The following is a 24,717-nucleotide window of genomic DNA, read 5'->3' as shown; positions in this document are numbered from 1 at the left end:
AAATGGAAACCGTATTAAACAACCCCGAGGTTGATACATTATCGCCGGTATTATTGCAAAAGATGAATGCCTATTGGCGGGCTGCCAATTATCTTTCTGTCGGACAGATCTATTTGTATGATAACCCGCTGTTGAGAGAGCCGTTAAAATTAGCGCACGTAAAACCACTCGTTGTGGGGCATTGGGGGACAACCCCCGGCCAGAACTTTATCTACGTGCATTTAAACCGGGTGATCAATAAATACGATCTGAATATGTTTTATGTGGCTGGCCCGGGCCATGGCGGACCTGCCATTGTGGGCAATGTTTTTCTGGAAGGAACTTGGAGCGAGGTTTATCCGGCTATTACCAAAGATGAAGCCGGATTGAAGAAATTCTTTACCCAGTTTTCCTTTCCGGGTGGTATTTCCAGCCATGTTGCGCCCACTACACCAGGATCTATCCATGAAGGCGGCGAGTTAGGTTATTCACTTAGCCACGCTTTTGGTGCAGCTTTTGATAATCCCGATTTGATAGTAGCCTGTGTGATTGGCGACGGAGAGGCTGAGACAGGTCCGCTTGCCACAGCGTGGCAATCAAATAAATTCCTTAACCCGATCACCGACGGCGCGGTATTGCCTATTCTTCATTTAAATGGCTATAAAATTAGTAATCCGACCCTACTAGCCAGAATTGAACATGAGGAATTAGAAAAATTCCTACAGGGCTGTGGCTGGACGCCTTACTTTGTAGAAGGCGACGATCCTGAAACCATGCACCAGCTAATGGCTGGGATATTGGATAAGGCAGTCGAAGATATTAAAGCATACCAACATAACGCCAGAGAAAACAATGATACCACCAGGCCTCGCTGGCCTATGATCGTCCTGAGGTCACCTAAAGGTTGGACCGGCCCAAAAATGGTTGATGGTTTACATGTGGAAGGAACGTTTCGCTCTCACCAGGTTCCGCTATTGGTAGATGCAACACATCCGGATCATGTAGCACAGTTGGAAAGTTGGATGAAAAGCTACAAACCGGAGGAGTTGTTTGATGAAAACGGTGCGTTGATGGCTGAACTGGCAGAACTCGCTCCGAAAGGGGACCGTAGAATGGGTGCGAACCCTCACGCCAATGGCGGTCTTTTGTTAAAAGATCTCCTTATGCCCGATTTTCGTTTGCACGCTGTGAATGTAGTTTCGCCGGGCGCTGTACAACTTGGAGACACCACGGTATTAGGAAAATTTCTGCGGGATGTCATAGAACTTAACCCCGATAATTTCCGTGTTTTTGGCCCGGATGAAACATTATCAAACTTATTAAGCGCGGTCTTTGAAGTAAGTAACAGGCAGTGGGATGCCAGGGAAGCCGAATATGATGAGTTTTTAGCACCGGAAGGGCGAATAGTAGATTCTCAGCTTAGCGAACACCAATGCGAAGGCTGGTTAGAAGGATATCTACTAACCGGCAGGCACGGTATTTTCAATAGTTATGAAGCATTTATTCGTATCGTCGATTCCATGTTCAGCCAGCATGCCAAATGGCTGAAGGTAACTAAAGAATTGCCGTGGCGCCGTAGTATTGCCTCCTTGAATTATCTGCTTGCCTCGCATGTCTGGCAACAGGATCATAATGGATTTACCCACCAGGACCCAGGTTTTCTGGATCATGTGATCAATAAAAAGGCGGATATCGTCCGTGTTTATTTGCCGGCCGATGCCAATTGTTTGTTGTCAGTCTTTGATCATTGCCTACGCAGCAGGAACTATGTAAATGTGGTTGTTGCCGGGAAACATGCATTGCCGCAATGGTTAACAATCGATGAGGCCGTGATCCACTGCACCGAAGGTATTGGCATATGGCAATGGGCTAGTAATGACCAGGAATCGGAGCCGGATGTGGTGATGGGCTGTTGCGGTGACACGCCGACACTGGAAATATTGGCCGCTGTTTCCATCCTGCGCGAGCATTTGCCCGATTTAAAAATACGGGTGGTTAATGTTGTCGATCTGATGAAAATGCAATCGGCAAGTGAACACCCGCATGGTTTAAGCGATCAGGATTATGATTCGTTATTCACTAAGGATAAGCATATTGTTTTCGGCTTTCATGGTTATCCATGGCTGGTACACCGTTTAACTTACCGCCGTACCAACCGTAATTTGCATGTACGGGGATATAAGGAAGAGGGTACGATAACCACACCTTTTGATATGCGGGTACAGAATGACCTGGACAGGTTTCACCTGGTACAAGACGTTGTTGACCGCGTACCCAACCTGGGTGCTAAAGGCGATTACCTGAAACAAATGATGAAGGATAAGTTGATACAACATAAGCACTTTATCGACGCGCACGGCATGGACATGCCAGAGATCCTCAATTGGAAATGGAATAGTAATAATAGCAAATGATTACTGAACAATTGATAAATACTGCCCGGGCCCTTGTTGCAAACAACAAGGGCCTGCTGGCTATGGATGAAAGCGTGGGAACCTGCAATAAACGTTTTGCAGCGCTCGGCATACCGCAAACAGTTGAAATGCGGCGCAGCTACCGTGAAATGATCGTAACTACGCCGGGCCTTGGCGAAAGCATCAGTGGGGCTATCTTGTTTGATGAGACCATCAGACAGCAAAAAACAGATGGAACCCCGTTTATTAAAGTCCTGTTAGATGGGGGCATTATTCCTGGCATCAAAGTAGACATGGGTTCCAAACCGCTGGCTGGTTTTCCCGGCGAGAAGGTAACCGAAGGGCTCGACGGCTTGCGTGCGCGCTTTGCTGATTATAGTGCAATGGGTGCACGGTTTGCCAAATGGCGGGCGGTGATGGCGATTGGCAGCGGCATCCCCAGTCGTGGGTGCATCGAAGCCAATGCACATGCACTGGCCCGATATGCTGCAATATCTCAGGAAGCGGGATTGGTTCCTATAGTGGAGCCTGAAGTGCTGATGGATGGCGCACATTCCCTACAACAATGCCTTGCGGTAACGAAAGAAGTAATCTACACCGTTTTTGACCAACTTTATAAACAGCATGTTTCCCTCGAAGGAATGTTACTTAAACCTAACATGCTATTGCCGGGGTTAGCGGCAAAGGTTCAAGATCCTGAAAACGTAGTGGCTGAAAGCACTGTAAAATTTTTGTTAGGCGCTGTACCTGCGGCAGTTCCGGGCATCGCATTTTTATCAGGCGGACAATCTGCAGAACTCGCATCGGCCCGCCTTGATCAGATGAATAAGCAATACAAAGCAGTTCTTCCCTGGACGCTTACGTTTTCGTTTGGCCGTGCTTTGCAGCAACCAGCTTTAGAAATATGGCGTGGCGATAATTCAAACATCCTGGCGGCTCAAGAAGCATTATACCATCGTGCCAACTGTAACCGGGCGGCTTGTATGGGTAATTATAACAACGCAATGGAAAACATAGTTTAACAATCACTCCTTTATAAAATATGGAACATCAACATTTAGCAGATAAACAATCCGGTAAGGCGGATCCCCACATGCAGATGAACGGGCATGATCACCATGCGATGATGATAGCAGATTTTAAGAAACGCTTTTACGCAGTGCTGGTTCTCACCATGCCGATCATGCTTTTATCCACAATGATCCAGCACTTCATTGGGGTAAACTGGTCGTTCAATGGGTCTTCTTATATTTTATTTGTACTCGCTACAATTGTTTTTGTTTATGGAGGCTGGCCTTTTTTTAAAGGCCTTATAGAAGAAATAAAGAGTAAAAATCCGGGCATGATGTTTTTGGTGGGCTTTGCCATTACCGTTGCTTATGCCTATAGCGTAGCCATTGTCTTTGGGCTAAAAGGGATGGATTTTTTCTGGGAGTTGGATACGCTTATCTTGATCATGCTTTTAGGGCATTGGATTGAAATGCGCTCTATAATGGGTGCATCAAAAGATCTGGAATTGTTAATACAGCTAATGCCTGCCGATGCGCACCTGGAAAAAGACGGAAAGGTACACGATGTGACAACAGATACGCTGAAAGAAGGAGATGTTATTGTTATTAAGCCCGGAGAAAAAGTGGCGGCTGACGGCATCATCGCCGAAGGTGAAAGTTATATCAATGAATCAATGCTCACCGGGGAGTCAAAGCCGGTTAAAAAACTCAAAGGCGATAAAGTTATTGCCGGATCAATTAACGGCAACGGTTCTTTCAAAGTTACGGTATCACACGCGGCAAAGGATTCTTATTTGTCACAGGTGGTCAAATTGGTCGATGATGCCCAAAATTCAAAATCTAAAACGCAATTAATGGCAGATACTGCCGCCAAATGGTTGACCTTTATCGCTTTAGGGACTGGTATTACCACGTTCTTGTTTTGGTATCTGACGGGACATCCATTGGCATTTGCGATGGAAAGGATGGTGACGGTTATTGTGATATGCTGTCCACATGCGTTAGGGCTGGCTGTGCCATTATTGGTTGCCAAATCAACCGCCTTATCTGCCAAAAATGGCCTGTTGATCAAAGACCGGACAGCATTTGAAAATTCAAGAAAAATCACCACAGTGGTATTTGATAAAACCGGCACACTGACTATAGGAAAATTTGAAGTGTCGAAGGTAGTGTCCTTAAATAAAGAGCTTAGAGAAAATGATATCATCCGGCTTTCGGCGGCGCTGGAGCAAAAATCAGAGCACCCTATTGCGACAGGGATTTTGCAAAAAGCAGTTGACCTTAAAATAACTGCCCCATCAGCCGAAAACTTTAAAGCTATTACCGGGCAAGGTGTTGAAGCGATGGTTGAAGGCAAAAAGGTACTGGTTGTTAGTCCCGGCTATCTGAAAGAAAAACATATTGATGTACCCGAGGGGTTTAAATCCAATGATACGGAGACAGTCGTTTTTGTGATTGTAGATAAAGCGTTAGCGGGCTACATCGCCCTATCCGATGAGATCAGGCCGGAATCGGCAGGTGCCATTAAAAAGTTAAAGGAAAACAACATCAGATCCATCTTGCTTACAGGCGATAACACTAAAGTAGCGGAGAGTGTGAGTAAAACTTTAGGAATGGATAGTTTTTTAGCCGGTGTTTTGCCGGATCAAAAATTGGCGAAGATCAAAGAGTTACAATCAAAAGGCGAATTTGTCGCCATGACCGGTGACGGGATAAACGATGCGCCGGCACTTGCTCAGGCAGACATTGGTATCGCGGTTGGTTCGGGAAGTGATATCGCGGCAAACACTGCCGGAATCGTCCTTGTGAACAGCAATCCTGATGATGTTGTAAACCTCATTTTATTCGGCAAGGCCACTTATCGTAAAATGATCCAGAACCTGGTTTGGGCCACAGGATACAATGTTATTGCGCTGCCACTCGCCGCAGGGGTACTTTATAACGAGGGCATTGTATTAAGCCCGGCCGTAGGCGCTATGTTAATGACCGTAAGTACTGTTGTAGTTGCCATAAATGCCAGTTTGTTAAAAGTAAAAACCATTTAGTACAATTACCCGGCTGCTTTCTGTTTAAATCAATTTGTGATCAAAATCATTTTTTCAAATGTCCATCGTCACATGGTAACTAAAAGTTAACACTGACATTTGAAATATTCTGTATGAAATTATAGCACAAAAACATGGAACGCAATATTAAAAGCATTATAAATTATAGCCTCGCGGCAACCGATGGAATGGTCGGAGAAGTTGAACAATTTTACTTCGATGACAAAAGCTGGAGAATACGTTACATGGTTGTTAAAACTGGCAACTGGCTATCCGGACGAAATGTATTGATCGCGCCGCATGCACTTCGTAAACAACCCTGGCAAGATGGTTTCTTGCCTGTTAATTTAACAAAGAAGCAAATCGAAAACAGCCCGGATATCGATACTGATAAACCGGTATCGCGCCAGCAGGAAATAGAACTATATGGTCACTACCAATGGGAAAGTTACTGGGGCAGCGGATTTTATGGCGGCGGTTCCTTAGGTGTGAGTATGCCGTTCCCGGTTTTAGATCAAAAGGTTTTAATTGAAGCCGACAAAAAGGATAAGCATACTGACGACGACATCCATTTACGTAGTACGGGCAGCATAACAGGCTACCATATTCATACGACCAACGGAGAGATCGGCCATATCATTGATTTTATCGTTGATGATCAAACCTGGCAAATTAAATTTATCGTTATAGATACCCATAACTGGTTCGGAGGCAAAAAAGTATTGATCCCGGTAGCACACGTTAAAGAAATAAATTGGAGCGAAAACAAAATACACCTTGATATAACCTCCTCTGTGGTTGACAAAAGCATTCTTTTCAAAGAGGCCGATTACCCGCAAGTTCAAACAGTCAATTAATGAAGGATAAAGATGTATTGCACGGCCTTTACGTCGAATTGGTCAAGTTGCAAAAGGAGATCATCGCTTCCGGACTTAAATTACTTGTCATTTTAGAAGGGAGAGATGCGGCCGGGAAGGACGGTACGATTAAAAGGATCGTTAAGCATTTAAGCCCGCGGGAAACGATCGTGGTGGCATTAGGAAAACCTTCTGACCATCAGGAAAAGGATTGGTATTTCCAGCGATACATCGCGCATTTGCCTGCCTCAGGAGAATTGGTTCTGTTCAACAGAAGTTGGTATAACCGTGCTGGTGTTGAAAAAGTAATGAAGTTTTGCACTCATCAACAATATAAATCATTTTTTAAAGAGGTTGAATTATTCGAGGAAATGATGGCTAACGCCGGTTTTATTATTGTGAAATACTACCTCGATATCAGTAAGGAAGAACAGGAAAAGCGGTTTGATGAACGAAAAAAAGATCCGCTTAAACAGTGGAAAATAAGCCCGGTTGACGAGGCTGCAACCAAACATTGGAAAGATTACTCTGATGCGCGGGATGAAATGCTGCTCAAAACCGATTTTAGGCACGCCCCCTGGTTTATTGTTAGCGCGGATGACAAAGACGACACCCATATCAACCTGATCACGCATTTACTGAAGGGTCGCGATTATAAGCACAAAGATCACATGGCTTTATCTCACGCTTGTGACTTTGTTTATCCGGCCACGCCTAAAAACATAAAGGAAAAGCTATTTCAATAATCCCAAACTAAAAAATGAAGGCTATTCTAAAACATGCGGACGAGAAATTAAACTGCGGCAAAATTGTTTCGGTACGGGGCAGCGTTATAGATGCCCGTTTTGACCACTCTCTCCCTGCCGTTTATGCCCTGCTCCATGCAGGCGAACAACGGGAAATTGCCATCGAAGTACTTTCGCAATTGGATGAGCACACGGTAAGGGGAATAGCGCTAACACCTACCCAAGGCCTGGCACGTGGTATGCCAATAGAAACTGACGGAAACGAATTGATGGTTCCTGTTGGCGAACGTACGCTTGGCAGGATGTTCGATGTGTTCGGAAACACCATCGACCATTTAAAACCATTAGCGGAAGGCGAAAAACGAAATGTCCACCAATCTCCTCCACCATTAGATAAACGGGCGACTAATTCGCAGGTTTTTGAAACAGGTATTAAAGCGATAGATGTATTGATACCGTTGGAGCGTGGCGGCAAAGCCGGTTTATTTGGTGGAGCAGGCGTAGGCAAAACAGTTTTATTAACAGAGATGATCCACAATATGGTGGGCCAGAACAAAGGGGTTAGCATGTTTTGCGGCATTGGCGAACGCTGCCGTGAAGGCAATGAGCTATATGACGCGATGAAAGATGCCGGGCTGCTTAAAAATATGATCATGATGTTTGGGCAGATGAATGAGCCGCCTGGAGCCCGTTTTCGGGTTGGCCATGCTGCTTTAACCATGGCCGAATATTTCCGGGATGATGAGCATAAAGATGTTTTATTATTGATCGATAATATCTTCCGGTTTATCCAGGCTGGTATGGAGGTCTCAGGTTTAATGGGGCAAATGCCATCGCGTTTGGGTTATCAGCCTACACTGGAGACGGAATTGTCGGCCCTTGAGGAAAGGATCGCTAATACAGATGCCGGGGCAATTACTTCTATACAGGCGGTATATGTACCGGCCGATGACCTAACCGACCCGGCTGCCGTTCATGCGTTTTCGCACCTTTCGGCAACTATTGTGCTTTCGCGCGAAAGGGCCAGCGAAGGCCTTTATCCATCTATTGATTTTCTGCAATCTAATTCAAAAATGGCTACGCCGGGAATTATTGGCGACCGGCATTACCAGCTCGCCCAGCAGATCCGGCAAACGCTGGCACAATATGAAGACCTGAAGGATATTATTTCTATGCTGGGTATGGAGCAATTGTCAACAGGCGACAGGCTCGTTGTAAACCGCGCCAGACGGCTGGAGCGGTTTTTAACACAACCCTTTTTTGCTACCGAACAATTTAGTGGCGTAAAAGGAGAATTGGTTAGCTTGAAAGATGCGCTCGATGGTTGTGAACGTATTTTGGCAGACGAATTTAAAGACTTGCCTGAAAATGCTTTTTACATGATCGGAAATATAGACGAAGCACTAAAGAATAAAGGCGTCAATAAGGACGGCCCGGTTGCCGCAAAACCTGTGATCAAATAGAAGCGAAAAATATGGACCTTAAGATATTACTTCCCTATAAAGTTTTTGCCGATGTAAAAAACGTCAGTAACATCGTTGCAGAGACAATCGAAGGGTCTGTTGGCTTTCTGCCGCAAAGGCTGGATTGCGTTGCGGTACTGGTCCCTGGGATTTTCAGTTACAAAACAGACAAGGTACATTATTTAGCCGTGGACGAAGGCCTTTTTGTAAAAGCCGGGTCGCAGGTACTGGTTTCCGTTAGAAATGCGGTTGGCGGCGTTGAGTTAGGAAAATTAGCTGAAACAGTAAAAAATGAGTTTAAGAATGCAGATGAAAATGAAGAAAAAGTTCGGCACATGGCCTCACAACTGGAAAGTGGGTTTCTTTCCAGGTTAAAGAAATTTCAACAACTATAAAATGGCACAACCGGAAAATGACACCGATTTTTTTGGCCGGATGATCTCGACTAAGGAAAAAAGAAAATTAAAGGCCCTCGACGAAAAAAAAAGAGCGGAGTGGTTTGGTTTCGGCATGTTCGGTATGGTAGGCTGGTCGGTTACCGCGCCAACTTTTTTGAGCACAATGGGCGGAATTTGGCTGGATAAAAATTATCCCCAATCCTTCTCATGGACAGTAACCTGCCTGATAACAGGCTTGGTGGTAGGTTGTATTATCGCCTGGAATTGGGTAATAAAAGAAGATAAATAGTATAAAATAATTTCATGATGATAGTAATAGCATTAATAGGCGGATTGATATTAGGTATCCTGTTTTTTGGCGGTTTATGGCTGACTGTAAAAAGAACTTTAGGTTCGCCATACGTTGCATTATGGCTTTTGGGAAGCTCACTGATAAGAACGGGTATTGTATTAACCGGGTTTTATTTCATGGCCCAGGGCAGTTTGTTACAATTACTGGTAAGTGTCGCCGGGTTTATTGCGGGCCGCCTTTTAATTTTAAAGCTCACCAGGCAGATCGAGCAAAAGCAAGTTATCGTAACAGAAAGCAGCCCATTATGAATTTAACGCCAGATCAGACCATATTTTGGAGCAATGGTTTTATCACCATCAACCTCACCATCGTCACTACGTGGGGTGTTATGTTATTTATGGTGATCGGTGCCATACTGATTACGCGCAAGTTGAAAACTACGCATAAAATTTCCCGATGGCAGTGTATCCTCGAAATGATCGTAACGGGCATCAATGAACAGATCAAAGAAGTCGGGCTCGAAAACCCCGAACAATACATTGGCTTTATCGGTACACTTTTTCTATTCATTGCCATGTGTAACTTCTGGATCGTTTTACCCTGGTATCAGCCGCCGACAGGTTCCCTTTCCACCACTGCCGCATTGGCGATTGCCGTGTTTTTGGCCGTGCCTTTTTTTGGCATTCAAAAGAGCGGCTTCTTCGCCTATCTGAAGACCTACATCAAGCCGACTTTCATCATGTTGCCTTTCAATATCATTAGCGAATTATCAAGAACGCTGGCACTGGCCATCAGGTTATTTGGGAATATTATGAGCGGTGGAATGATCATCGCCATTTTGTTAAGCATATCTCCTTTATTTATTCCTATTGTCATGAAGGCACTTGGCCTCCTTACCGGGATGGTACAGGCCTATATCTTTAGTATCCTGGCTACGGTTTATATCGCGGCAGCGGTACAGGAAAGCATCAAAAAGAAAAAATTAGTAAATAAAAGCACCAATTAAATAGATAAAAATGGATAATGTATCAGTAATAGCAGTAGCATCAATTATTACAGCCGGCCTTACAACAGGCATCGGTTGTATGTTCCCGGCATTAAGTGAAGGTAAGGCGGTAGCAACCGCTTTAAGTTCCATAGCGCAACAGCCGGACGCGGCGCCCACTATAACCAGGACCCTGTTTGTCGGCCTGGCCATGATCGAGTCAACAGCCATTTATTGCTTTGTGGTTTCCATGATCCTGATCTTTGCAAACCCATTCTGGACACACATTATTGCTAAATAACACACCATGCAAATTAATTGGTTTACGGTAATCGCGCAGATCGTCAATTTCCTGGTGTTGGTTTGGCTGATGAAAAAATATCTCTATAAGCCTATTCTGGCGGCTATTGATGAACGCGAAAAAAAGATAGCTGCTGAGCTTGCGGACGCCAAAAGCAAAATGACTGAGGCAAAGAAAGAACAGGATGAGTTTCAACAAAAAAACAACGATTTCGATAAGCACAAAAAGAAGCTAATGGACCAGGCAACATCAGATGCTGATAAGGAACGGGAAAAGCTTTTGGATGCTGCAAAAAAGGAAGCTGCGGGTGTAAAAGAAAAACTGGAAGCGGCATCAAAGGAATTACAAGAAAATTTGAGCGATGAGATCTCAAAGAAAACACAGGATGAGGTTTTCGCTATCGCAAAAAAAGCCCTCGCCGAATTGGCTTCAACTGACCTTGAAGAACAATCCGTTCATGTTTTTATCAAGAAGATAAAAGCGATCACTGACAAAGATAAAAAACAGTTCATCGGCGCTTTCCATTCGGATTCGGCCCCGATAAAGGTTAAAAGTGCTTATGACTTAGCTGAAAAAGATCAAAAAGGCATACGATCCGCAATTGCGGATATACTTGGAGATGAAGTTAAATATGAGTTTAAAACAGATCCTAAAATGATCAGCGGGATCGAACTGGCAGCTAAGGGCTACAAACTATCCTGGAGTTTAGCCGCCTATGTTAATTCACTGGAAAAGAGTGTAGCGAGGACAATAAACAAAACTCATCAAGCTGTAAAGTAATAACAATATGCCTTCAAGTACTTTAAAAAATAGTATAACCGACACTTTCCACCAGCTGGATAAGGGTTTGGCGGAGCACGTATTCGCATTCGCACCCCGCGAGGTTGGCTATGTGACCAGCGTGGCCACGGGTATTGTAAAAGTTTCGGGATTGGAAGGTGCCGGCTTTGAAGAACTGCTTAAATTTTCGGAAGACCTGTACGGCATTGCCTATAATTTGGATGAAGATGAGATCGGCGTTATCCTGCTTGGTGAAGATACTTTATTAAATGCCGGAGACGAAGTAGAGCGTACCGGCCGGGTGATGGATATCCCGGTAGGCGACTATTTGATCGGCCGGGTAATTGATCCCATGGGGATACCCATTGATGGGAAAGGCAATATCGCAACCAACAAAAGGTTACCCATTGAACGGCCTTCGCCCGCTATCATGGACCGAACAGCCGTAAATGCGCCTTTACAAACCGGCATAAAAGTTATTGACGCACTAATTCCAATTGGCCGTGGCCAGCGTGAACTGATCGTGGGCGACCGGCAAACCGGCAAAACACAAATAGCAATTGATACCATACTTAACCAGCAAGGAAAAGATGTGGTTTGCATTTACTGTGCTATTGGGCAACGCGCTGCCGCTGTCGCCAAAGTTATCGCCAACCTGGAACAAAAAGGTGCTATGGATTATACCGTACTTATGGTGGCCGAAGGTAACCATGCTGCGGGATTGAAATATATTGCTCCTTACGCGGCAACCAGCATAGCCGAACACTTTATGGAAGAGGGTCGTAACGTGCTCATTGTATATGACGATCTTACGCATCACGCGCGGGCTTATCGTGAACTTTCGCTGCTGTTACGCAGGCCACCCGGACGAGAAGCATTTCCGGGTGATATCTTTTATATTCACTCCAGGTTGCTGGAACGGGCTACACACCTGAGCGCTCAACTAAAAGGCGGATCGCTGACGGCCTTACCTATTATCGAAACTGAAGCGCAAAATATCTCCGCCTATATCCCAACCAATCTAATCTCTATTACCGATGGACAGATCTATCTATCACCCAAACTGTTTGAAGCCGGGAATTTACCGGCAGTTGATGTGGGTAAATCAGTTTCCCGTGTCGGGTCTGCTGCACAGTTACCCGCTTACAAATCTATTGTCAGCTTGAAATTACAATACGCGCAATTTGAAGAACTGGAAAACTTTTCGCGCTTTGGCACCCGTCTGGATGAAAATACTAAAAAGGTGATCGATCATGGCCTGCGTATCCGAAGTTGCCTCAAACAAAACGAATTGCATCCCTTAACAGTTTCAGAACAAATAGCTGTATTATTGGCTTTAACGAATGGGCTTTTTGATGCTATACCCGTAGATAAGATCGCCGATGCCGAAGCGGCTATTCTTAAAGACATGGGGCAGTTTCCTGCCGAGGTGCTCAAACGGCTTTTTGATGACAAACCTTTAAACGACGCAGACCATGATACGATCCTGAAAATCGCTGGTGAACTTCTTGCACCTTTTAACGAAAAGCCGGAAGCGGATAAATCAGAGCCGGATAAACCAGATCCTGATAAACCCTCGAAGTAATGGATACGCTGGAAGATCTGAACCGGAAGCTGGATGGTGCAAAAGATATCAAATCGGTGGTTAAAGCCATGAAGGCGATGGCTGCTGCCAATATCACCCAATATGAGGCGGCGGTAGCTTCACTTGGCGATTACTATCATACCGTTACACTGGGTATTAAGGCTTATTTAAAAGCGGAAAAAATACAAACGGTAATTGAAAAGCCGGGAACCGGAAAAGATGAAGATCAAACAGTTTGTGTTATTGTCTTCGGATCGGATCTTGGGCTGGTAGGCCAGTTCAATGACCTGCTATCCGGTTTCGTGCAACAATCTTTGAATGCTATCCCGGGTAAAAAAGAGGTTTGGGTGATCGGCGAACGTATCCAGGCGCTTTTAGCAGACGCAGGGCTTAATATTACGAAGTCTTACGCTGTTCCTGTTTCTATTGATGCCGTTACACCGTTAATTCAAAGTCTTTTGATCGAAATTGAGGAAATTCGTGAAACCAGGCATCTAAAGCAGTTTTATGTATTTCATAATCAGCCCAAAACAGGGTCGAGCTATGAGCCGGTTTTGCAAAGGTTATTGCCGCTTGACGAAAAATGGATGCAGGATCTGATGGCTGTACAATGGCCGACAAATACCATACCCGAAGTTATCGGCAATACGGTGACCACACTAAGCGCACTTATCAATGCCTATCTATTCGTTTCTGTATTTAGGGCAAGTACAGAGTCATTGGCGGCAGAAAATGCCAGTCGATTGGAAGCGATGCAGCGGGCGGAAAAAAGCATTAGTGATATGCTGGAAAACCTGGGGAAGAAATTCCAGAGTTTACGCCAAAGCATGATCGACGAAGAGCTTTTTGACGTGGTTTCTGGATTTGAAGCTTTAAAGAAAGAACATCAATAACATAAATCATTATTATCAAACAACGATATGAGTACAATTAAAAACATCAAACCATTAAGTGCAGAAGAACTTTTCGACCTGCTAAAAAAGGAATTTGCCCTTTACATCAATTCAAAACTGGATTCGGGTTTAACAATTGAATATGCGCATGTTTATGACGTGATCAATATTTCATTTCCCGAAGTTATAACGGGTATCGCCTTTACCGTTATCGTCTCCATTGATGAGGTATCACTTGAAAAGAATGAAGAAAATATCGATTATGACTCAGCATTATTAGAAGGTCATTTAATTGATTTTCTTAAGGAAAAATGCGAGTAATTGGTGTAATGCCACTTTGGTCGTTATCCTTGTGGAAAGCTGACTAATTTGGCTTGCTTATCCTTATCTATGAACGTTGGAAATTGAGTCGATGATCCAACGTTCATATTATATTGTATAGGCTAATATGAAATCCCCTTTATAGGGATGGGGAATAAAAAGCTGTCCAAAACATTCCAGTGTGCAGACGACACGTGATCCTTAAATGATTTCATACTTTGATGCATAGCAGCAGCATAGTCTTTATCGAATTTCAACAATAATATTTCCAGTTCTGCCAGCTTGGTTTTGATAGCCGCTGTCCGGGCTATCTTACCTTTTGGCAATTCTGCATCCAGGTTAGTGAAATTTTCCTTAAATAGCTGGTCGGCTTTCGCATAAAAGCCGCTGAGTAGCGGAACGCAGGTATAAGTTTTCATGTGGTCAAATTCGCCGGCAGCTTTAATATCTATATGGTCCGTCGGACCATATTCATTTGCGGCCAGTAAAGAAATATAAACAGGGAACATCAGGAATTCCTGTTGTTCGGCGTAGGATAATTTTTCGAAAGCTTTCATCTTGATTATAATTTAATTGTTTATTGACAGGCTGAACCTTGTATTTATTATATCATACCAGGCAGAGTATCGGGAATTGTCATTTTGGCTACGCCGATCCGATTATCAGCCATCCCATAGTAAACATCTATGCGGTTAGGTTGTCCAATATCGTCGCGACGATCTATACCGGTCGGGAACACCACATTGGCGATCGTTCCAATCGTTTCCTCTGGTAATTCGGGAATTAATATAGGTTTAGGCGAACGATACAATATTTTTTGTGGATCCTTTTCCGAAAGGACCATTACCCCGGCAGAATAGCACAATTTTGGTTTATCAGCCGTTGATCCCTCCAACTCATGTACACCATGATAAATAATAAGCCATCCATGTTTGGTTAATAAAGGGGGAGCTCCTGCACCTATCTTCAAGTTTTCCCATGGTTCTACCGGTATAGCCAGACGGTGGTTGGATGTGAATTTGGCATATTGTATGGTAGTATCTTCTCCTAAATTATAATAGGAGATCCAAATACTCTCCTTATGTGAATCTATTTCCCGGTTCTTATGTTTAACAGTTTCTTCGGGAGATGTGCCTGGAAAAAGCGGGCGGTGCAACATACCTATAGACGGGTGTCCGTGAGGGCTGGGAATAACTACAGGGAAAATGCTGGCATCTTTATTATTAATACCATTAAAGTCAACGTGCTTATATGAAAGGTACTTTACCAGCCCTAAGCGTTCCCAATTAAAAAGGTCTTTTGACCTGGCCACAGCTATTCGCGGCCCATCCGGCCCGAAGGCGGTATAGGTCATGATATAATGCGCTAAAGGTTCTACATAAGTTACCCGTGCATCTTCGCAGCCACCTCCACCATTGGGGCGTTTTTCGTATTCGGCTTCAGGTTGTAACGCTATACCCAAACGTTCTACGCCAGTAGGCTCCCCGGTTTTATTAAATTTCACTCTCGCTATACCTATACGGGAATAATTGTTTTTTGCCACCAAACGCGGGAAAAGGTAAAGGGCACCATCCGGGCCACGGGTTGCTGCCGGGTTAAGTACCCCTTCGGTTTCCAATTCATTGCCCGGTTCGGGCTCCATTATGGTGCCGATGCGTTGTAGCTGGAATGGGTTCATGATCTTTTGTTATTATCCTTGCCAGGTATGTTTATTTGCAATAAGTTAATTTGGTTATCGGGTTGAACGTCGCATTCTCCTATAGCAGCCGGTAGCAGAACCACGTCACCTTTACTAATCGGGTAATGATTGGCATTGGAAACAACCTTTGCGGACCCCTCTAAACAAACTAAAATGGTCGGCTCATTTTTCAAACCAACCTTAAAAGGCGACTTGTATTTCATGCGCCATAATATAAAATGCTCGTTATCGAATAATTTTTCGGTGTTGGTATGATGAGTTTCTGTAACCGGCTTTACCGGCCCAATATCAACCTGTTCAAAATCAATGCAGGCCATCGCCTCATCTACCTGGAGATCGCGTGGTTTTCCGGTTTTAGAGTCGGTTCGATCCCAATCGTAAAGGCGGAAAGTAACGTCGCTGTTTTCCTGTACTTCAAAAACTACGGTTCCGCCAAGCGTATGTACCGTGCCGGAATGAATAAATACAGCATCCCCGGGTTTTGGTATAAAACTATGAAGTTTGTCAGCTACACTATGGGTTTGAATAGCCTGACGCAAATTTTGCTGATCGGTACCTTTCTTTAGCCCGGCATATATACGGCTATCTTTACCTGTCTCTAAAACCACCCAGGCTTCCGTTTTTCCAGTGTCACCTTTAGGTATATAGCTTTTTTGATCGTCTGAAGGATGAACCTGTACCGACAAAACTTCCTTGCAATCCAAGAATTTCAACAAAAGCGGGAAATGATCAAATCTGCCAGCCAGTTTGCCCATAAGTTCTTTAGGATATTCTTTCATCAATTGAGTAATGGAATAACCCTTTAGTGAACCTTCAGTTACCTTGCTGGCATGGGCCTTACGGTCACTCAATATCCATGCTTCACCTATAGGTTCCTCTTTTGGCAGCGGTTTAGAAAGTAAATGCGCTATTTTTCGGCCTCCCCAAAGGCGGTATTGATAGATAGGTTCGAATTTTAAGGGGTACAATACTTTATCCATGTTTTGTAGTAAGCTTACTTATTGAAATAAGTTTCGATTTGTTGTAAGATAAGACAATGGTCGACCGGAATTGACCATAAATTAATGATAGGTTTGCATCCAAAGTTATCGTAAAAGCGGTGTCGGGATTAGGTTAAACTGCTATAGTGTATAAGCATGAACCGTAAGAGTTTGTAACAATTCACAAACGACAGAGACATGTTCAAATGGACTTTATAAAGATAACCTTTTAATAATAATAGCGAATAGGCGACGAACTATAATGAATAGACCAATAGTTGTTTGCTATCAATAGCTGAGCTATAAAAAGATACCGATAAAACAATCTTCCATTTTTTTGCTTCTATCAAAGAGAAATCATCCCGTTCTGCTGTAATCAAAGTTGATGGATTTCAAGGACAGCACTCTCGTACTGAAGAATTCCATAGAAAGCCTAAAAAAGAAAAATGTTGCCTTAAAGCATCAAATCAAGCAATTAAAAATCTTCGATCAGGTATAGGTCAACCTGGCCAGTAACTCAGTTAATTAAGCAGCAGGCTCCTTCGAGATCATTATTGACACCTTACATAAGAATGGCAATACAAATATTGTAAGTGATTTTGGCAAAGGCATCGCGCCCAAAAGACCGCTTTATTCAAACAAATAAATTACAAAGTGATGAGTATAGACAAAGAAAATACTGATAAGAATAAAGACTTGAAAGTAAAACGGAAAAGAACGACCAACCCACCTATCAACGATGGCATGAATACTCCGGTTCCGGATAGTACAGTGATTCCCATTATTTCTAAAAGTGGAGAAGCATTATATAAACAAGCTGAAAATCCCTTGGGTGATCCGCATAAAATTTAATTATTTGTAATGCTGCCTTATTTTCTATGTTGCTTTTTGACGGCATTGAACGCGTCGCCAACTTCAGCGACGGAGGCCAGCAATTTACTTTTAGTGGTTTTCAATTCCAGTGTCCAAAAGTCAATAGCATAGTCGTCGGAAATATCGACACTTCGGTTGTTTTTGATACCAGAAGCACCACTTCCTTTAGCCTAGGCAATCGCAAGTGAAATTTTTAATGTATCAGTTATTGCCTGTAAGGCACACATAACCATCAACCTAAAGGTAAAAAGTTAAACTATTAAATTCACGGGTTTGATTGAATTTTAAAAAAGTTTCTGGAAAATTCTAATCTATACCACTGATTTGAATTTTTTATATAAATTAGAGTCAGTAACACAAGATTAATTTTATTAATACTTTCTTTGAGGAAATTTGATTTACGTCGATTGCATTGCAAATTTTCTTGAAAAATCAGTATCCAGCTTTTCTACAGGTTCCCTACTAATTTTTCACAGATTCCTATCGTATACTTGTAATAAAAATGAAAAAGATCGCAATGTTATTCCTATTGTTAATAATGGTAGGTTTTGTAAAAGCGCAGGACTTAAAATCGAAAAATGTACCTGCCATCATTAAAACTGCTTTGTCAAAAAAGTATCCTGAAGCAGCCAAAGTCAGTTGGGAAAAAGAGAAGGGGAATTATGAAGCTAATTGGGGAGGTAAGTTCGGCGAGGATAATTCGGTGACATTCACCCCGGCAGGAACATTTGTAGAGATCGTAAAAGCTATTCCAATAACTGAATTACCTGAGGCAGTGGCTTCTTATGTTGCTGCACATTTTAAGGGTGCCAAAATTAAAGAAGCTGGGAAAGTGACCGATGCCGAAGGCAAAACCAGCTACGAAGCCGAGGTAAAAGGCGGCGACCTGATCTTTGATGAGAATGGCAGGTTTGTAAAAAAGGATTAAGCATTGAAAAAAAACTTTGTTTGGTATCTTTCAGTGGATATACCGCTGATATTGACCACCTGATTCCGGCGGAATGTGACCATTGATTCCGCGTCAAATTGACCACCCCATTCCGGGGCAAACTGACCAGGCATTCCGGGCCAAATTGACCACCCCGAACGAGCAGCTAATGCTGTAGAAGCACCCATCTTTACGAGGTTTAACATAACCTCCAAAAGCATGGCCAACACTACGATTAGCATGAGTAAGATTAGAAAGATAATAAGGATGTACACTAATGGGCGCAGTATCATGTCGATAGCTGCCCAGGCTGATACGTCCCGGAATACCGTTAAGAAGTACCTGGCCTCGTTTAAGGATAGTGGCTTTACGTTCGAGGAGGTTGATGCGTTGAACGATAAGGAACTGGAAGACTTCTTCGGGAAAAGCAGGGAGATGCCCCCTACAGGCCGTATGCAGTCCATGCTGCGGTGCTTTCCCCATGTAGATAAGGAACTTAAACGCACCGGCGTTAACCGGCACATATTATGGGCAGAGTATTATAAAGAGTTTCCGGAAGGCTATCAATACAGCCAGTTCTGCTTCTATTACACCCAATGGAAAGCCAGGGTCAACCCAACCATGCACATGGATCACAAAGCAGGTGATAAGCTGTATGTGGACTTTGCAGGGCAAAAGCTTAGCATTACCGATAAGGATACCGGCGAGATCATTACCGTCGAGGTATTTGTAGCGATACTCGGAGCTAGCCAGCTTACTTATGTAGAAGCTGTGGGTAGCCAGCAAAAGGAGGACTTTATTACGGCCTGTGAGAATACGCTGCATTATATCGGTGGCGTTCCTGATGCCATTGTACCGGATAACCTGAAAGCTGCCGTGACCAAAAGCAGCCGTTTTGAACCCACGTTAAACGAAACATTCGCTGACTTTGCAGATCATTACGGTACTACCATACTACCAGCTCGGGCGTTCCGCCCTCGTGATAAAGCACTGGTAGAGGGTGCGGTTAAGATCATGTATACCCGGATCTATGCCCCCTTAAGAAAAGTAGTTTACCACTCGTTAAAGGATCTGAACGAAGCCATAAGGGTTGTGCTCGAAGAGCACAACAACAGGTTCCTGCAAGGCAGGAACTATAGCCGCAGGCAGCAGTTCGATGAGATAGAACGGGAAGTGCTTAACCCTTTACCTGTTCTGCGTTACGAGCTTAAAAAGCAGTTCCATGCTACCGTGATGAAGAACGGCTATGTATGCCTTGGACCGGATAAACATTATTACAGCGTCCCTTATCGGTTTATCGGCAGAAAGATCAAGCTGCTATATTCCAGTTCTTCTGTAGAGGCCTTTTACCATTATGAGCGTATTGCCATGCATAAACGCACAAGGGGGCTATACCTTTATACAACTGAGAAAGACCATCTGGCTTCCACTCACCAGTTCGTGGCCGACTGGTCAAAGGATAAGTTCCTGGGCTGGGCCTCATCCATCCATGAAGATGTCAGGCTTTATATCCATAATATATTCGACCGTAAACAACACCCCGAGCAGGCTTATAAGTCCTGCCTGGGTATCCTTGGCTTCTCTCGCAAAGTAGGTAATGAACGCCTGATCATGGCCTGCAGAAGAGGCCTCCACTACGGTGTATATAACTACAAGACCATTCATCTGATCCTCGAAAAGAAGATGGATCAATACGAAGAAAGCCTGTTCGCAGATGAACTGCCTATGCCCAGCCATGATAATATCAGAGGCGAAGACTATTACAAATAACCTTTTAAATAACCAATGGAATGAACACAAACACGTTAGACAAAATGCGGAAGCTCAAGTTCTTCGGCATGTACCATGCTTTTCAAAGCACCCTGGAAACAGGTAAAACAGAGGATTATACAGCAGATGAGCTACTGGCGCACCTGGTGGATGCAGAATGGGATGACCGCCATAACAGGCGTATCGAGCGGCAGATCTATTACGCCAAGTTCCGCTATAAAGCCTCTGTAGAGGACGTTCACTATCATGCCGACCGAAGTATTGACCGCAACCAGATCATGCGCCTGGCGGACTGTACGTTTATTGAGCGTAATGAGAACCTGCTCATCACAGGAAGCACAGGTATTGGTAAGAGTTATATTGCTTCCGCTATTGGATATCAGGCCTGTACACTTGGCTACAGGGTTTTTTATGCCAGTACACCTAAGTTATTCTCCAAGCTTAAAATGGCCAAGGCTGATGGTTCCTATCTCAAAGAAGTAGCAAAGATAGAACGGCAAGAACTATTGATATTGGATGACTTCGGTATCCAGCCTTTTGATGCGCAAAGCAGGGCTGCACTCATGGAGATCATTGAAGACCGGCATGGAAAGACCTCGCTGATCATTACCTCTCAGCTACCTGTAAGTAAATGGTATGATGTGATCGGTGAAAAGACAATTGCTGATGCTATCCTGGACCGGATCGTACATAGTGCTCACCGTATCGAACTGAAGGGGGAATCAATGAGAAAGAAACGAAGAACTGATGATAAAGAGGTCAGTTATCAATAACCACTTTTAATAACTAACTTTGAAAACGCTTTTACAGCTCTCGCTGCTATCGTTCGCCAGCTAATCGCCTGGTCACTTTGCCACGGAATCAGGTGGTCAACATCCCCGGAATATCAACACTAGAGGACCGGATGGAAGCCCTGCGGATAGGACTGGAAACGAACCGGGAAGCTATTCAAAAACATAAAGATGCGATTAGTGAATTGGGCCTGTCGGAAAAGGGGATAAGTCCCCCGGTGCTAAAGGAACTGGAGGACCGCGTTGAGGCGCTTATCGAAGCGGAACGCACGATTTCAGAGCTGGGTATAGCGATTGCAGACCTGACTGGGACCATGGAAGCCTTAAAATTACAGATACATCCGGACTACGAGCCGGGTGAGGAAATTAAGATGGACCTAAGTAAGATAGCGAAGCTAGATGAATTTATAGACGGCGCGCATCGTTTGTTGAGTCAAATGAAATTTATACAGATCCAGATTGACAGTTTAAGCAAAAAATCGGCTCCTGTAAATCAAAATGCGGGTCAAATAAAAGAGGGGATAAAATCACTGACCAACTGGCTTGGCGAACAAAAGGGAACCGACGGGACAAAAATATACTGGTTGTGGTTGCTTGTGGCGGGCGCTTGTGCTGTCGCTCTGGCTGTTGCTTTATGGGGTTGGTGGGGAATGGCCGGAGTTATTATCCTGATTGCCTTCGCGTTGTTGGGGCAAGGTAAAAAGGCGGATGGAAAAGCTGATGTCCGCCGTGAAGACTTCAGAAAAACGGGGCTAAAGGAGCCGACTGACTGGCAACCGGATAATGTCCGTACAGTATTTGAAGAATTATGCCTTCAACTACAGGCGGCAGAACTTTATGCTCTGGAAAAACAGGAAGTGAACCGGCTGACAGTGGAATTAGAATCCCTGCAGCCCGAGTTGCAAAAGACCGAAGCTCAGCGCGACGACTGGATTAGGTTTTTGGGGCATGCGCCCGCGCTGCCTTCCGATGACCTTAAAAATTACAGCGCTTTTTTTTGGTATATCAGTCAGTTGAGTAAGTATGCAGAATTTGCCGCAGAACTGAAAGGGAAACGCGGCAGGGAAAAAGCTGCAGCGAACCAACAGGATGCTGAATTGAAAAAGATCAACGGCTTACTGAACGACTTCGGCCTTGCGGTAGAAGATGGTATAGTGGCAAAGGCTACTGTTAAACATTTATTAGAAAAAGAAAACGACCGGAAAAATACCGTAACGACCATAGATGGCCTTATTGAATTAGGTGATGAAAAGGGAAAACAGCTTAAAGATGCCGGTCTGAAACTTGAGGGGATTTATAAACGGTTAGGCCTGGAAACACCGGATAAGCACGAGGTCTACCGACTGGTAGACCAACTGGATGATTACAAAAAAGCCGAAGCCGGTTGCCTGGAAAAGAAGATTTTGTACGTGGAAATGGAGCGCTTGCAGCAAAATCATGAGAAATATGCGTTCTATAAGGACAATCTGCTGGATATGGATCTGGCGACCGCACAACGCTCTATTAGCGATTTTGCTTCCGTGGCCGCTGAATTCGATGGACTCAACGATAAAATCATCAGTACGAATGCACTGATACAACGGGAGAAAAGCGGGCACGACCTGGAAGATGCCTTGGCTAAAAAGGAAGCCGCACTTGATAACCTGCAGCAAGTCTACGATGATAATTTATCCGCCCTGACTGGCAGCCTGTTGATCAGCCACCTGGAGAAGGAAGGCGGGGAGCGTAATTCATCCAATGTGTTGAAACGCGGGAACCAGTTGTTTAACAAGATCACGAATGGGCGGTATGAACTTAGGATTAACGATATGGCACAGCTGGATTTTCTTGCTTACGATCATATTCTTCATGAGGGGCAAAGTCTGAACCAGTTATCCACCGGGACACGTATCCAGTTATTACTCTCTATCCGTTTGGCCTATATCGAAAGTCAGGAGAAGGAATTTCAGATCCCCATTATTGCCGATGAGCTGTTAGCGAACAGTGATGATCAGCGCGCCACTCAGATAATTGAAGCGCTGGCGGAGATAGCCATGGAAGGCCGCCAGGTCTTTTATTTTACAGCGCAAAAGGAAGAAATCGCCAAATGGAAGTCATACGCTGATGAGCATGTCGGTTTTGAAATTAAGATATATGTGCTGGAGAGTGATGCAAGGGAAAAAAGTGATTATCTGGGGGCTAACGACGCGCCTTTTTCACTGAACCTTTTTGAAAAGATTCCCGCCATTTCAGGGCAAACCCATGACAGCTACCGGAAATTGATTGCTATCCCTGGATTTCAATTGATGGCTCAGGATCCGGCTCAGCTCCACTTGTGGTATTTACTGGATGATTTGTCGGATCTGGCGACCTGCCTTGAAAACCGGATAACTACTTATGGGCAGCTGTCCAGTTACATCAAAAATGGCGGGATTATACTTGGTTTCGATCAGGACAGGCTTCAACAGTTAGAAAAGAAAATCAGGCTGCTTGAAGCATTCCAGGAACTTTATCAAAAGGGAAGGCCAAAAACCATTGATTTGGATGTTTTGAAAGCTTCCAATGCCGTGACTGAGCGCTATCTCCAGGAAGTTTATGAGGTGTTAAAAGCGGTTGCTTATAACCCGGAAGAACTTATCCTTCAACTTAGTCAAAATGCCGTCTCAGGTTTTAGATCGGGTAATAGGGAAAGGCTGGAGACTTATCTGTTGGATGGGGGCTATATAAGCGGAGAGCCAAGGTTAACCGGAGACGAACTTGCTCAACTCATTCAAATTAAAATTAGAAAATTAGGTTTGGATCCGGCTGACGGAAAAAGATTTTTAGAATTGGTCATCAATAATTAAAAGATAAATGTCATCTGCTTGAAGCAATCGCAGAAGAACTCTTAGCTGACAGTATTTTAAATTGGCTTAAAGTAAATTCTAAAGGTCTATGATGTAATAATGATTTACACTCCGCGCTAGCCAATAATAAGTAGTACATAAGCAACTGGACCCCGTTTAATCTATTTGGAGGAACAAACCCAATAAAAATTGTTTAATTTCTTCCAGGTTAGTCATGAAAACTGTATAATCTACTTTTTCTTTTGCTACTTTTCTTTTCAAAGAAAAGTAGTTCGACCATAATGACTCGAGTGCCAAGATCAAAATTGTCGGCTTTTGCAACGCGAAACAATATAATGAATTTCAACTGGCCAAACGCCGTAAGTCATCCAAAAAGCGGTTCGATATCTTTCCCCTATGGGCTGCAGCTATAGGACAAACCTAACAAATCATCAGCCCTTAAGGGAATCGAACCCCAATTAAGCAACTTTTAGTTCGTTTAATAGCTTAAGCTGTTCTAATAAGTGGTTCGAATTATGTCCAGTTAGGGGACCTGCTTCGTCAGCGGCGGGCATTCCGTGATGTTGGAGATGACCCGAACAGGGCTCAAATGCGTTCGAGTGATACTATTGAGCATTACAAAGAATAAGAAGTGCATTGTTAATTGAGTTTGGTCTGTGGCTATATGTCGTTTAACTCAGCTCGGTTTGTAACCCCTCCTAAAAACCGGACTGCTTAAAGGACGAAAAGTCTTAACTTTAACCAGTCAAACGATGAAGAACTCTATCATTACCGAAACGCAG

Annotated in this window: 25 protein-coding genes; 21 read left to right on the top strand and 4 right to left on the bottom strand. The window is 43.9% G+C overall.

What is annotated here, in order from left to right; translation table 11 throughout:
* Positions 1-2: 2 nt before the first annotated feature.
* The 15 genes from ABIB39_RS17640 (at position 3) to ABIB39_RS17570 (ending at position 14,069) form a co-directional block, all read left to right on the top strand.
* Positions 3-2,393 carry a phosphoketolase family protein gene (locus ABIB39_RS17640; protein WP_354431493.1) on the top strand — a complete coding sequence of 797 codons (2,391 nt, stop codon included), beginning with the start codon at positions 3-5 and terminating at the stop codon, positions 2,391-2,393.
* Positions 2,390-3,415, top strand: coding sequence for a class I fructose-bisphosphate aldolase (locus ABIB39_RS17635; protein ID WP_354431492.1), 1,026 nt, complete (start codon positions 2,390-2,392; stop codon positions 3,413-3,415). The genes ABIB39_RS17640 and ABIB39_RS17635 overlap by 4 nt, the downstream gene beginning before the upstream one ends.
* Positions 3,416-3,435: 20 nt before the next feature.
* The gene (locus ABIB39_RS17630; RefSeq protein WP_354431491.1) at positions 3,436-5,448 is read left to right on the top strand and encodes a copper-translocating P-type ATPase; all 2,013 of its coding nucleotides are present in this window, start codon (positions 3,436-3,438) and stop codon (positions 5,446-5,448) included.
* A 134-nt stretch (positions 5,449-5,582) separates the two neighbouring features.
* A complete protein-coding gene (locus ABIB39_RS17625) occupies positions 5,583-6,305 on the top strand; it encodes a PRC-barrel domain-containing protein (protein ID WP_354431490.1) in 723 nt (240 codons plus the stop codon).
* Entirely contained in the window at positions 6,305-7,051 is a 747-nt protein-coding gene (gene ppk2 / locus ABIB39_RS17620) for a polyphosphate kinase 2 (RefSeq protein WP_354431489.1), read from the top strand. Before ABIB39_RS17625 ends, ppk2 begins: the two co-directional genes overlap by 1 nt.
* A gap of 14 nt (positions 7,052-7,065) precedes the next feature.
* Positions 7,066-8,514 carry a F0F1 ATP synthase subunit beta gene (gene atpD / locus ABIB39_RS17615; RefSeq protein WP_354431488.1) on the top strand — a complete coding sequence of 483 codons (1,449 nt, stop codon included), beginning with the start codon at positions 7,066-7,068 and terminating at the stop codon, positions 8,512-8,514.
* Positions 8,515-8,525: 11 nt separating this feature from the next.
* On the top strand, positions 8,526-8,909 hold the full coding sequence (locus ABIB39_RS17610; protein WP_128532108.1) for a F0F1 ATP synthase subunit epsilon: 384 nt from the start codon (positions 8,526-8,528) through the stop codon (positions 8,907-8,909).
* Between the two features lies 1 nt (position 8,910).
* Entirely contained in the window at positions 8,911-9,201 is a 291-nt protein-coding gene (locus ABIB39_RS17605; RefSeq protein ID WP_354431487.1) for an AtpZ/AtpI family protein, read from the top strand.
* A gap of 14 nt (positions 9,202-9,215) precedes the next feature.
* Positions 9,216-9,512 carry an N-ATPase subunit AtpR gene (locus tag ABIB39_RS17600; RefSeq protein WP_354431486.1) on the top strand — a complete coding sequence of 99 codons (297 nt, stop codon included), beginning with the start codon at positions 9,216-9,218 and terminating at the stop codon, positions 9,510-9,512.
* Entirely contained in the window at positions 9,509-10,210 is a 702-nt protein-coding gene (locus tag ABIB39_RS17595) for a F0F1 ATP synthase subunit A (protein ID WP_128532103.1), read from the top strand. Before ABIB39_RS17600 ends, ABIB39_RS17595 begins: the two co-directional genes overlap by 4 nt.
* Positions 10,211-10,220: 10 nt before the next feature.
* Entirely contained in the window at positions 10,221-10,490 is a 270-nt protein-coding gene (locus tag ABIB39_RS17590; protein WP_128532102.1) for a F0F1 ATP synthase subunit C, read from the top strand.
* Between the two features lie 6 nt (positions 10,491-10,496).
* The gene (locus ABIB39_RS17585; RefSeq protein ID WP_354431485.1) at positions 10,497-11,270 is read left to right on the top strand and encodes a F0F1 ATP synthase subunit B family protein; all 774 of its coding nucleotides are present in this window, start codon (positions 10,497-10,499) and stop codon (positions 11,268-11,270) included.
* Between the two features lie 7 nt (positions 11,271-11,277).
* Positions 11,278-12,855, top strand: coding sequence for an alternate F1F0 ATPase, F1 subunit alpha (locus ABIB39_RS17580; RefSeq protein ID WP_354431484.1), 1,578 nt, complete (start codon positions 11,278-11,280; stop codon positions 12,853-12,855).
* The gene (locus tag ABIB39_RS17575; protein ID WP_354431483.1) at positions 12,855-13,748 is read left to right on the top strand and encodes a F0F1 ATP synthase subunit gamma; all 894 of its coding nucleotides are present in this window, start codon (positions 12,855-12,857) and stop codon (positions 13,746-13,748) included. Before ABIB39_RS17580 ends, ABIB39_RS17575 begins: the two co-directional genes overlap by 1 nt.
* Before the next feature lie 27 nt (positions 13,749-13,775).
* The gene (locus ABIB39_RS17570; RefSeq protein WP_354431482.1) at positions 13,776-14,069 is read left to right on the top strand and encodes a hypothetical protein; all 294 of its coding nucleotides are present in this window, start codon (positions 13,776-13,778) and stop codon (positions 14,067-14,069) included.
* 122 nt (positions 14,070-14,191) lie between these two features.
* Here the strand turns inward: ABIB39_RS17570 and ABIB39_RS17565 are convergent, their stop codons facing one another.
* From ABIB39_RS17565 to ABIB39_RS17555, 3 genes are read right to left on the bottom strand one after another with little or no spacing between them, the layout of a single operon-like run.
* Entirely contained in the window at positions 14,192-14,626 is a 435-nt protein-coding gene (locus ABIB39_RS17565; RefSeq protein WP_354431481.1) for a hypothetical protein, read from the bottom strand.
* Between the two features lie 47 nt (positions 14,627-14,673).
* On the bottom strand, positions 14,674-15,747 hold the full coding sequence (locus ABIB39_RS17560; RefSeq protein ID WP_354431480.1) for a glycoside hydrolase family 130 protein: 1,074 nt from the start codon (positions 15,745-15,747) through the stop codon (positions 14,674-14,676).
* The gene (locus tag ABIB39_RS17555; RefSeq protein WP_354431479.1) at positions 15,744-16,748 is read right to left on the bottom strand and encodes a type I phosphomannose isomerase catalytic subunit; all 1,005 of its coding nucleotides are present in this window, start codon (positions 16,746-16,748) and stop codon (positions 15,744-15,746) included. Before ABIB39_RS17555 ends, ABIB39_RS17560 begins: the two co-directional genes overlap by 4 nt.
* A gap of 657 nt (positions 16,749-17,405) precedes the next feature.
* On the opposite strand from ABIB39_RS17555, the gene ABIB39_RS17550 reads away from it, so the two are divergent.
* Positions 17,406-17,600, top strand: coding sequence for a hypothetical protein (locus ABIB39_RS17550; protein ID WP_354431478.1), 195 nt, complete (start codon positions 17,406-17,408; stop codon positions 17,598-17,600).
* A gap of 17 nt (positions 17,601-17,617) precedes the next feature.
* On the opposite strand, the gene ABIB39_RS17545 is transcribed toward ABIB39_RS17550, so the two are convergent.
* Positions 17,618-17,767 carry a DUF3606 domain-containing protein gene (locus tag ABIB39_RS17545; protein WP_354431624.1) on the bottom strand — a complete coding sequence of 50 codons (150 nt, stop codon included), beginning with the start codon at positions 17,765-17,767 and terminating at the stop codon, positions 17,618-17,620.
* Positions 17,768-18,123: 356 nt separating this feature from the next.
* Here ABIB39_RS17545 and ABIB39_RS17540 point away from each other — a divergent pair, with 356 nt between their 5' ends.
* The 5 genes from ABIB39_RS17540 to ABIB39_RS17520 all read left to right on the top strand — a co-directional run bounded on the left by ABIB39_RS17540 (position 18,124) and on the right by ABIB39_RS17520 (position 24,563).
* On the top strand, positions 18,124-18,549 hold the full coding sequence (locus tag ABIB39_RS17540; protein WP_354431477.1) for a PepSY-like domain-containing protein: 426 nt from the start codon (positions 18,124-18,126) through the stop codon (positions 18,547-18,549).
* A gap of 240 nt (positions 18,550-18,789) precedes the next feature.
* Positions 18,790-20,319: an IS21 family transposase gene (gene istA / locus ABIB39_RS17535; RefSeq protein ID WP_354431476.1), complete on the top strand. Its 1,530-nt coding sequence runs from the start codon at positions 18,790-18,792 to the stop codon at positions 20,317-20,319.
* A 20-nt stretch (positions 20,320-20,339) separates the two neighbouring features.
* The gene (istB, locus tag ABIB39_RS17530) at positions 20,340-21,092 is read left to right on the top strand and encodes an IS21-like element helper ATPase IstB (protein WP_354431475.1); all 753 of its coding nucleotides are present in this window, start codon (positions 20,340-20,342) and stop codon (positions 21,090-21,092) included.
* 131 nt (positions 21,093-21,223) lie between these two features.
* Complete coding sequence (locus tag ABIB39_RS17525) at positions 21,224-23,935, top strand: ATP-binding protein (protein ID WP_354431474.1); 2,712 nt, start codon at positions 21,224-21,226, stop codon at positions 23,933-23,935.
* 499 nt (positions 23,936-24,434) lie between these two features.
* Positions 24,435-24,563, top strand: coding sequence for a DUF2630 family protein (locus tag ABIB39_RS17520; RefSeq protein ID WP_354431623.1), 129 nt, complete (start codon positions 24,435-24,437; stop codon positions 24,561-24,563).
* Positions 24,564-24,717: the final 154 nt, after the last annotated feature.

The sequence above is a fragment of the Mucilaginibacter sp. UYP27 genome, assembly GCF_040547175.1.
GTDB lineage: Bacteria > Bacteroidota > Bacteroidia > Sphingobacteriales > Sphingobacteriaceae > Mucilaginibacter.
This window is presented reverse-complemented; position numbering and strand designations above follow the sequence as displayed.

Coding starts and splice junctions, on each gene's coding strand:
- ABIB39_RS17640 (WP_354431493.1), top strand. CDS start 3: ATGGAAACCGTATTAAACAACCCCGAGGTTGATACATTATCGCCGGTA.
- ABIB39_RS17635 (WP_354431492.1), top strand. CDS start 2,390: ATGATTACTGAACAATTGATAAATACTGCCCGGGCCCTTGTTGCAAAC.
- ABIB39_RS17630 (WP_354431491.1), top strand. CDS start 3,436: ATGGAACATCAACATTTAGCAGATAAACAATCCGGTAAGGCGGATCCC.
- ABIB39_RS17625 (WP_354431490.1), top strand. CDS start 5,583: ATGGAACGCAATATTAAAAGCATTATAAATTATAGCCTCGCGGCAACC.
- ppk2 (WP_354431489.1), top strand. CDS start 6,305: ATGAAGGATAAAGATGTATTGCACGGCCTTTACGTCGAATTGGTCAAG.
- atpD (WP_354431488.1), top strand. CDS start 7,066: ATGAAGGCTATTCTAAAACATGCGGACGAGAAATTAAACTGCGGCAAA.
- ABIB39_RS17610 (WP_128532108.1), top strand. CDS start 8,526: ATGGACCTTAAGATATTACTTCCCTATAAAGTTTTTGCCGATGTAAAA.
- ABIB39_RS17605 (WP_354431487.1), top strand. CDS start 8,911: ATGGCACAACCGGAAAATGACACCGATTTTTTTGGCCGGATGATCTCG.
- ABIB39_RS17600 (WP_354431486.1), top strand. CDS start 9,216: ATGATGATAGTAATAGCATTAATAGGCGGATTGATATTAGGTATCCTG.
- ABIB39_RS17595 (WP_128532103.1), top strand. CDS start 9,509: ATGAATTTAACGCCAGATCAGACCATATTTTGGAGCAATGGTTTTATC.
- ABIB39_RS17590 (WP_128532102.1), top strand. CDS start 10,221: ATGGATAATGTATCAGTAATAGCAGTAGCATCAATTATTACAGCCGGC.
- ABIB39_RS17585 (WP_354431485.1), top strand. CDS start 10,497: ATGCAAATTAATTGGTTTACGGTAATCGCGCAGATCGTCAATTTCCTG.
- ABIB39_RS17580 (WP_354431484.1), top strand. CDS start 11,278: ATGCCTTCAAGTACTTTAAAAAATAGTATAACCGACACTTTCCACCAG.
- ABIB39_RS17575 (WP_354431483.1), top strand. CDS start 12,855: ATGGATACGCTGGAAGATCTGAACCGGAAGCTGGATGGTGCAAAAGAT.
- ABIB39_RS17570 (WP_354431482.1), top strand. CDS start 13,776: ATGAGTACAATTAAAAACATCAAACCATTAAGTGCAGAAGAACTTTTC.
- ABIB39_RS17565 (WP_354431481.1), bottom strand. CDS start 14,626: ATGAAAGCTTTCGAAAAATTATCCTACGCCGAACAACAGGAATTCCTG.
- ABIB39_RS17560 (WP_354431480.1), bottom strand. CDS start 15,747: ATGAACCCATTCCAGCTACAACGCATCGGCACCATAATGGAGCCCGAA.
- ABIB39_RS17555 (WP_354431479.1), bottom strand. CDS start 16,748: ATGGATAAAGTATTGTACCCCTTAAAATTCGAACCTATCTATCAATAC.
- ABIB39_RS17550 (WP_354431478.1), top strand. CDS start 17,406: ATGAGTATAGACAAAGAAAATACTGATAAGAATAAAGACTTGAAAGTA.
- ABIB39_RS17540 (WP_354431477.1), top strand. CDS start 18,124: ATGAAAAAGATCGCAATGTTATTCCTATTGTTAATAATGGTAGGTTTT.
- istA (WP_354431476.1), top strand. CDS start 18,790: ATGAGTAAGATTAGAAAGATAATAAGGATGTACACTAATGGGCGCAGT.
- istB (WP_354431475.1), top strand. CDS start 20,340: ATGAACACAAACACGTTAGACAAAATGCGGAAGCTCAAGTTCTTCGGC.
- ABIB39_RS17525 (WP_354431474.1), top strand. CDS start 21,224: ATGGAAGCCCTGCGGATAGGACTGGAAACGAACCGGGAAGCTATTCAA.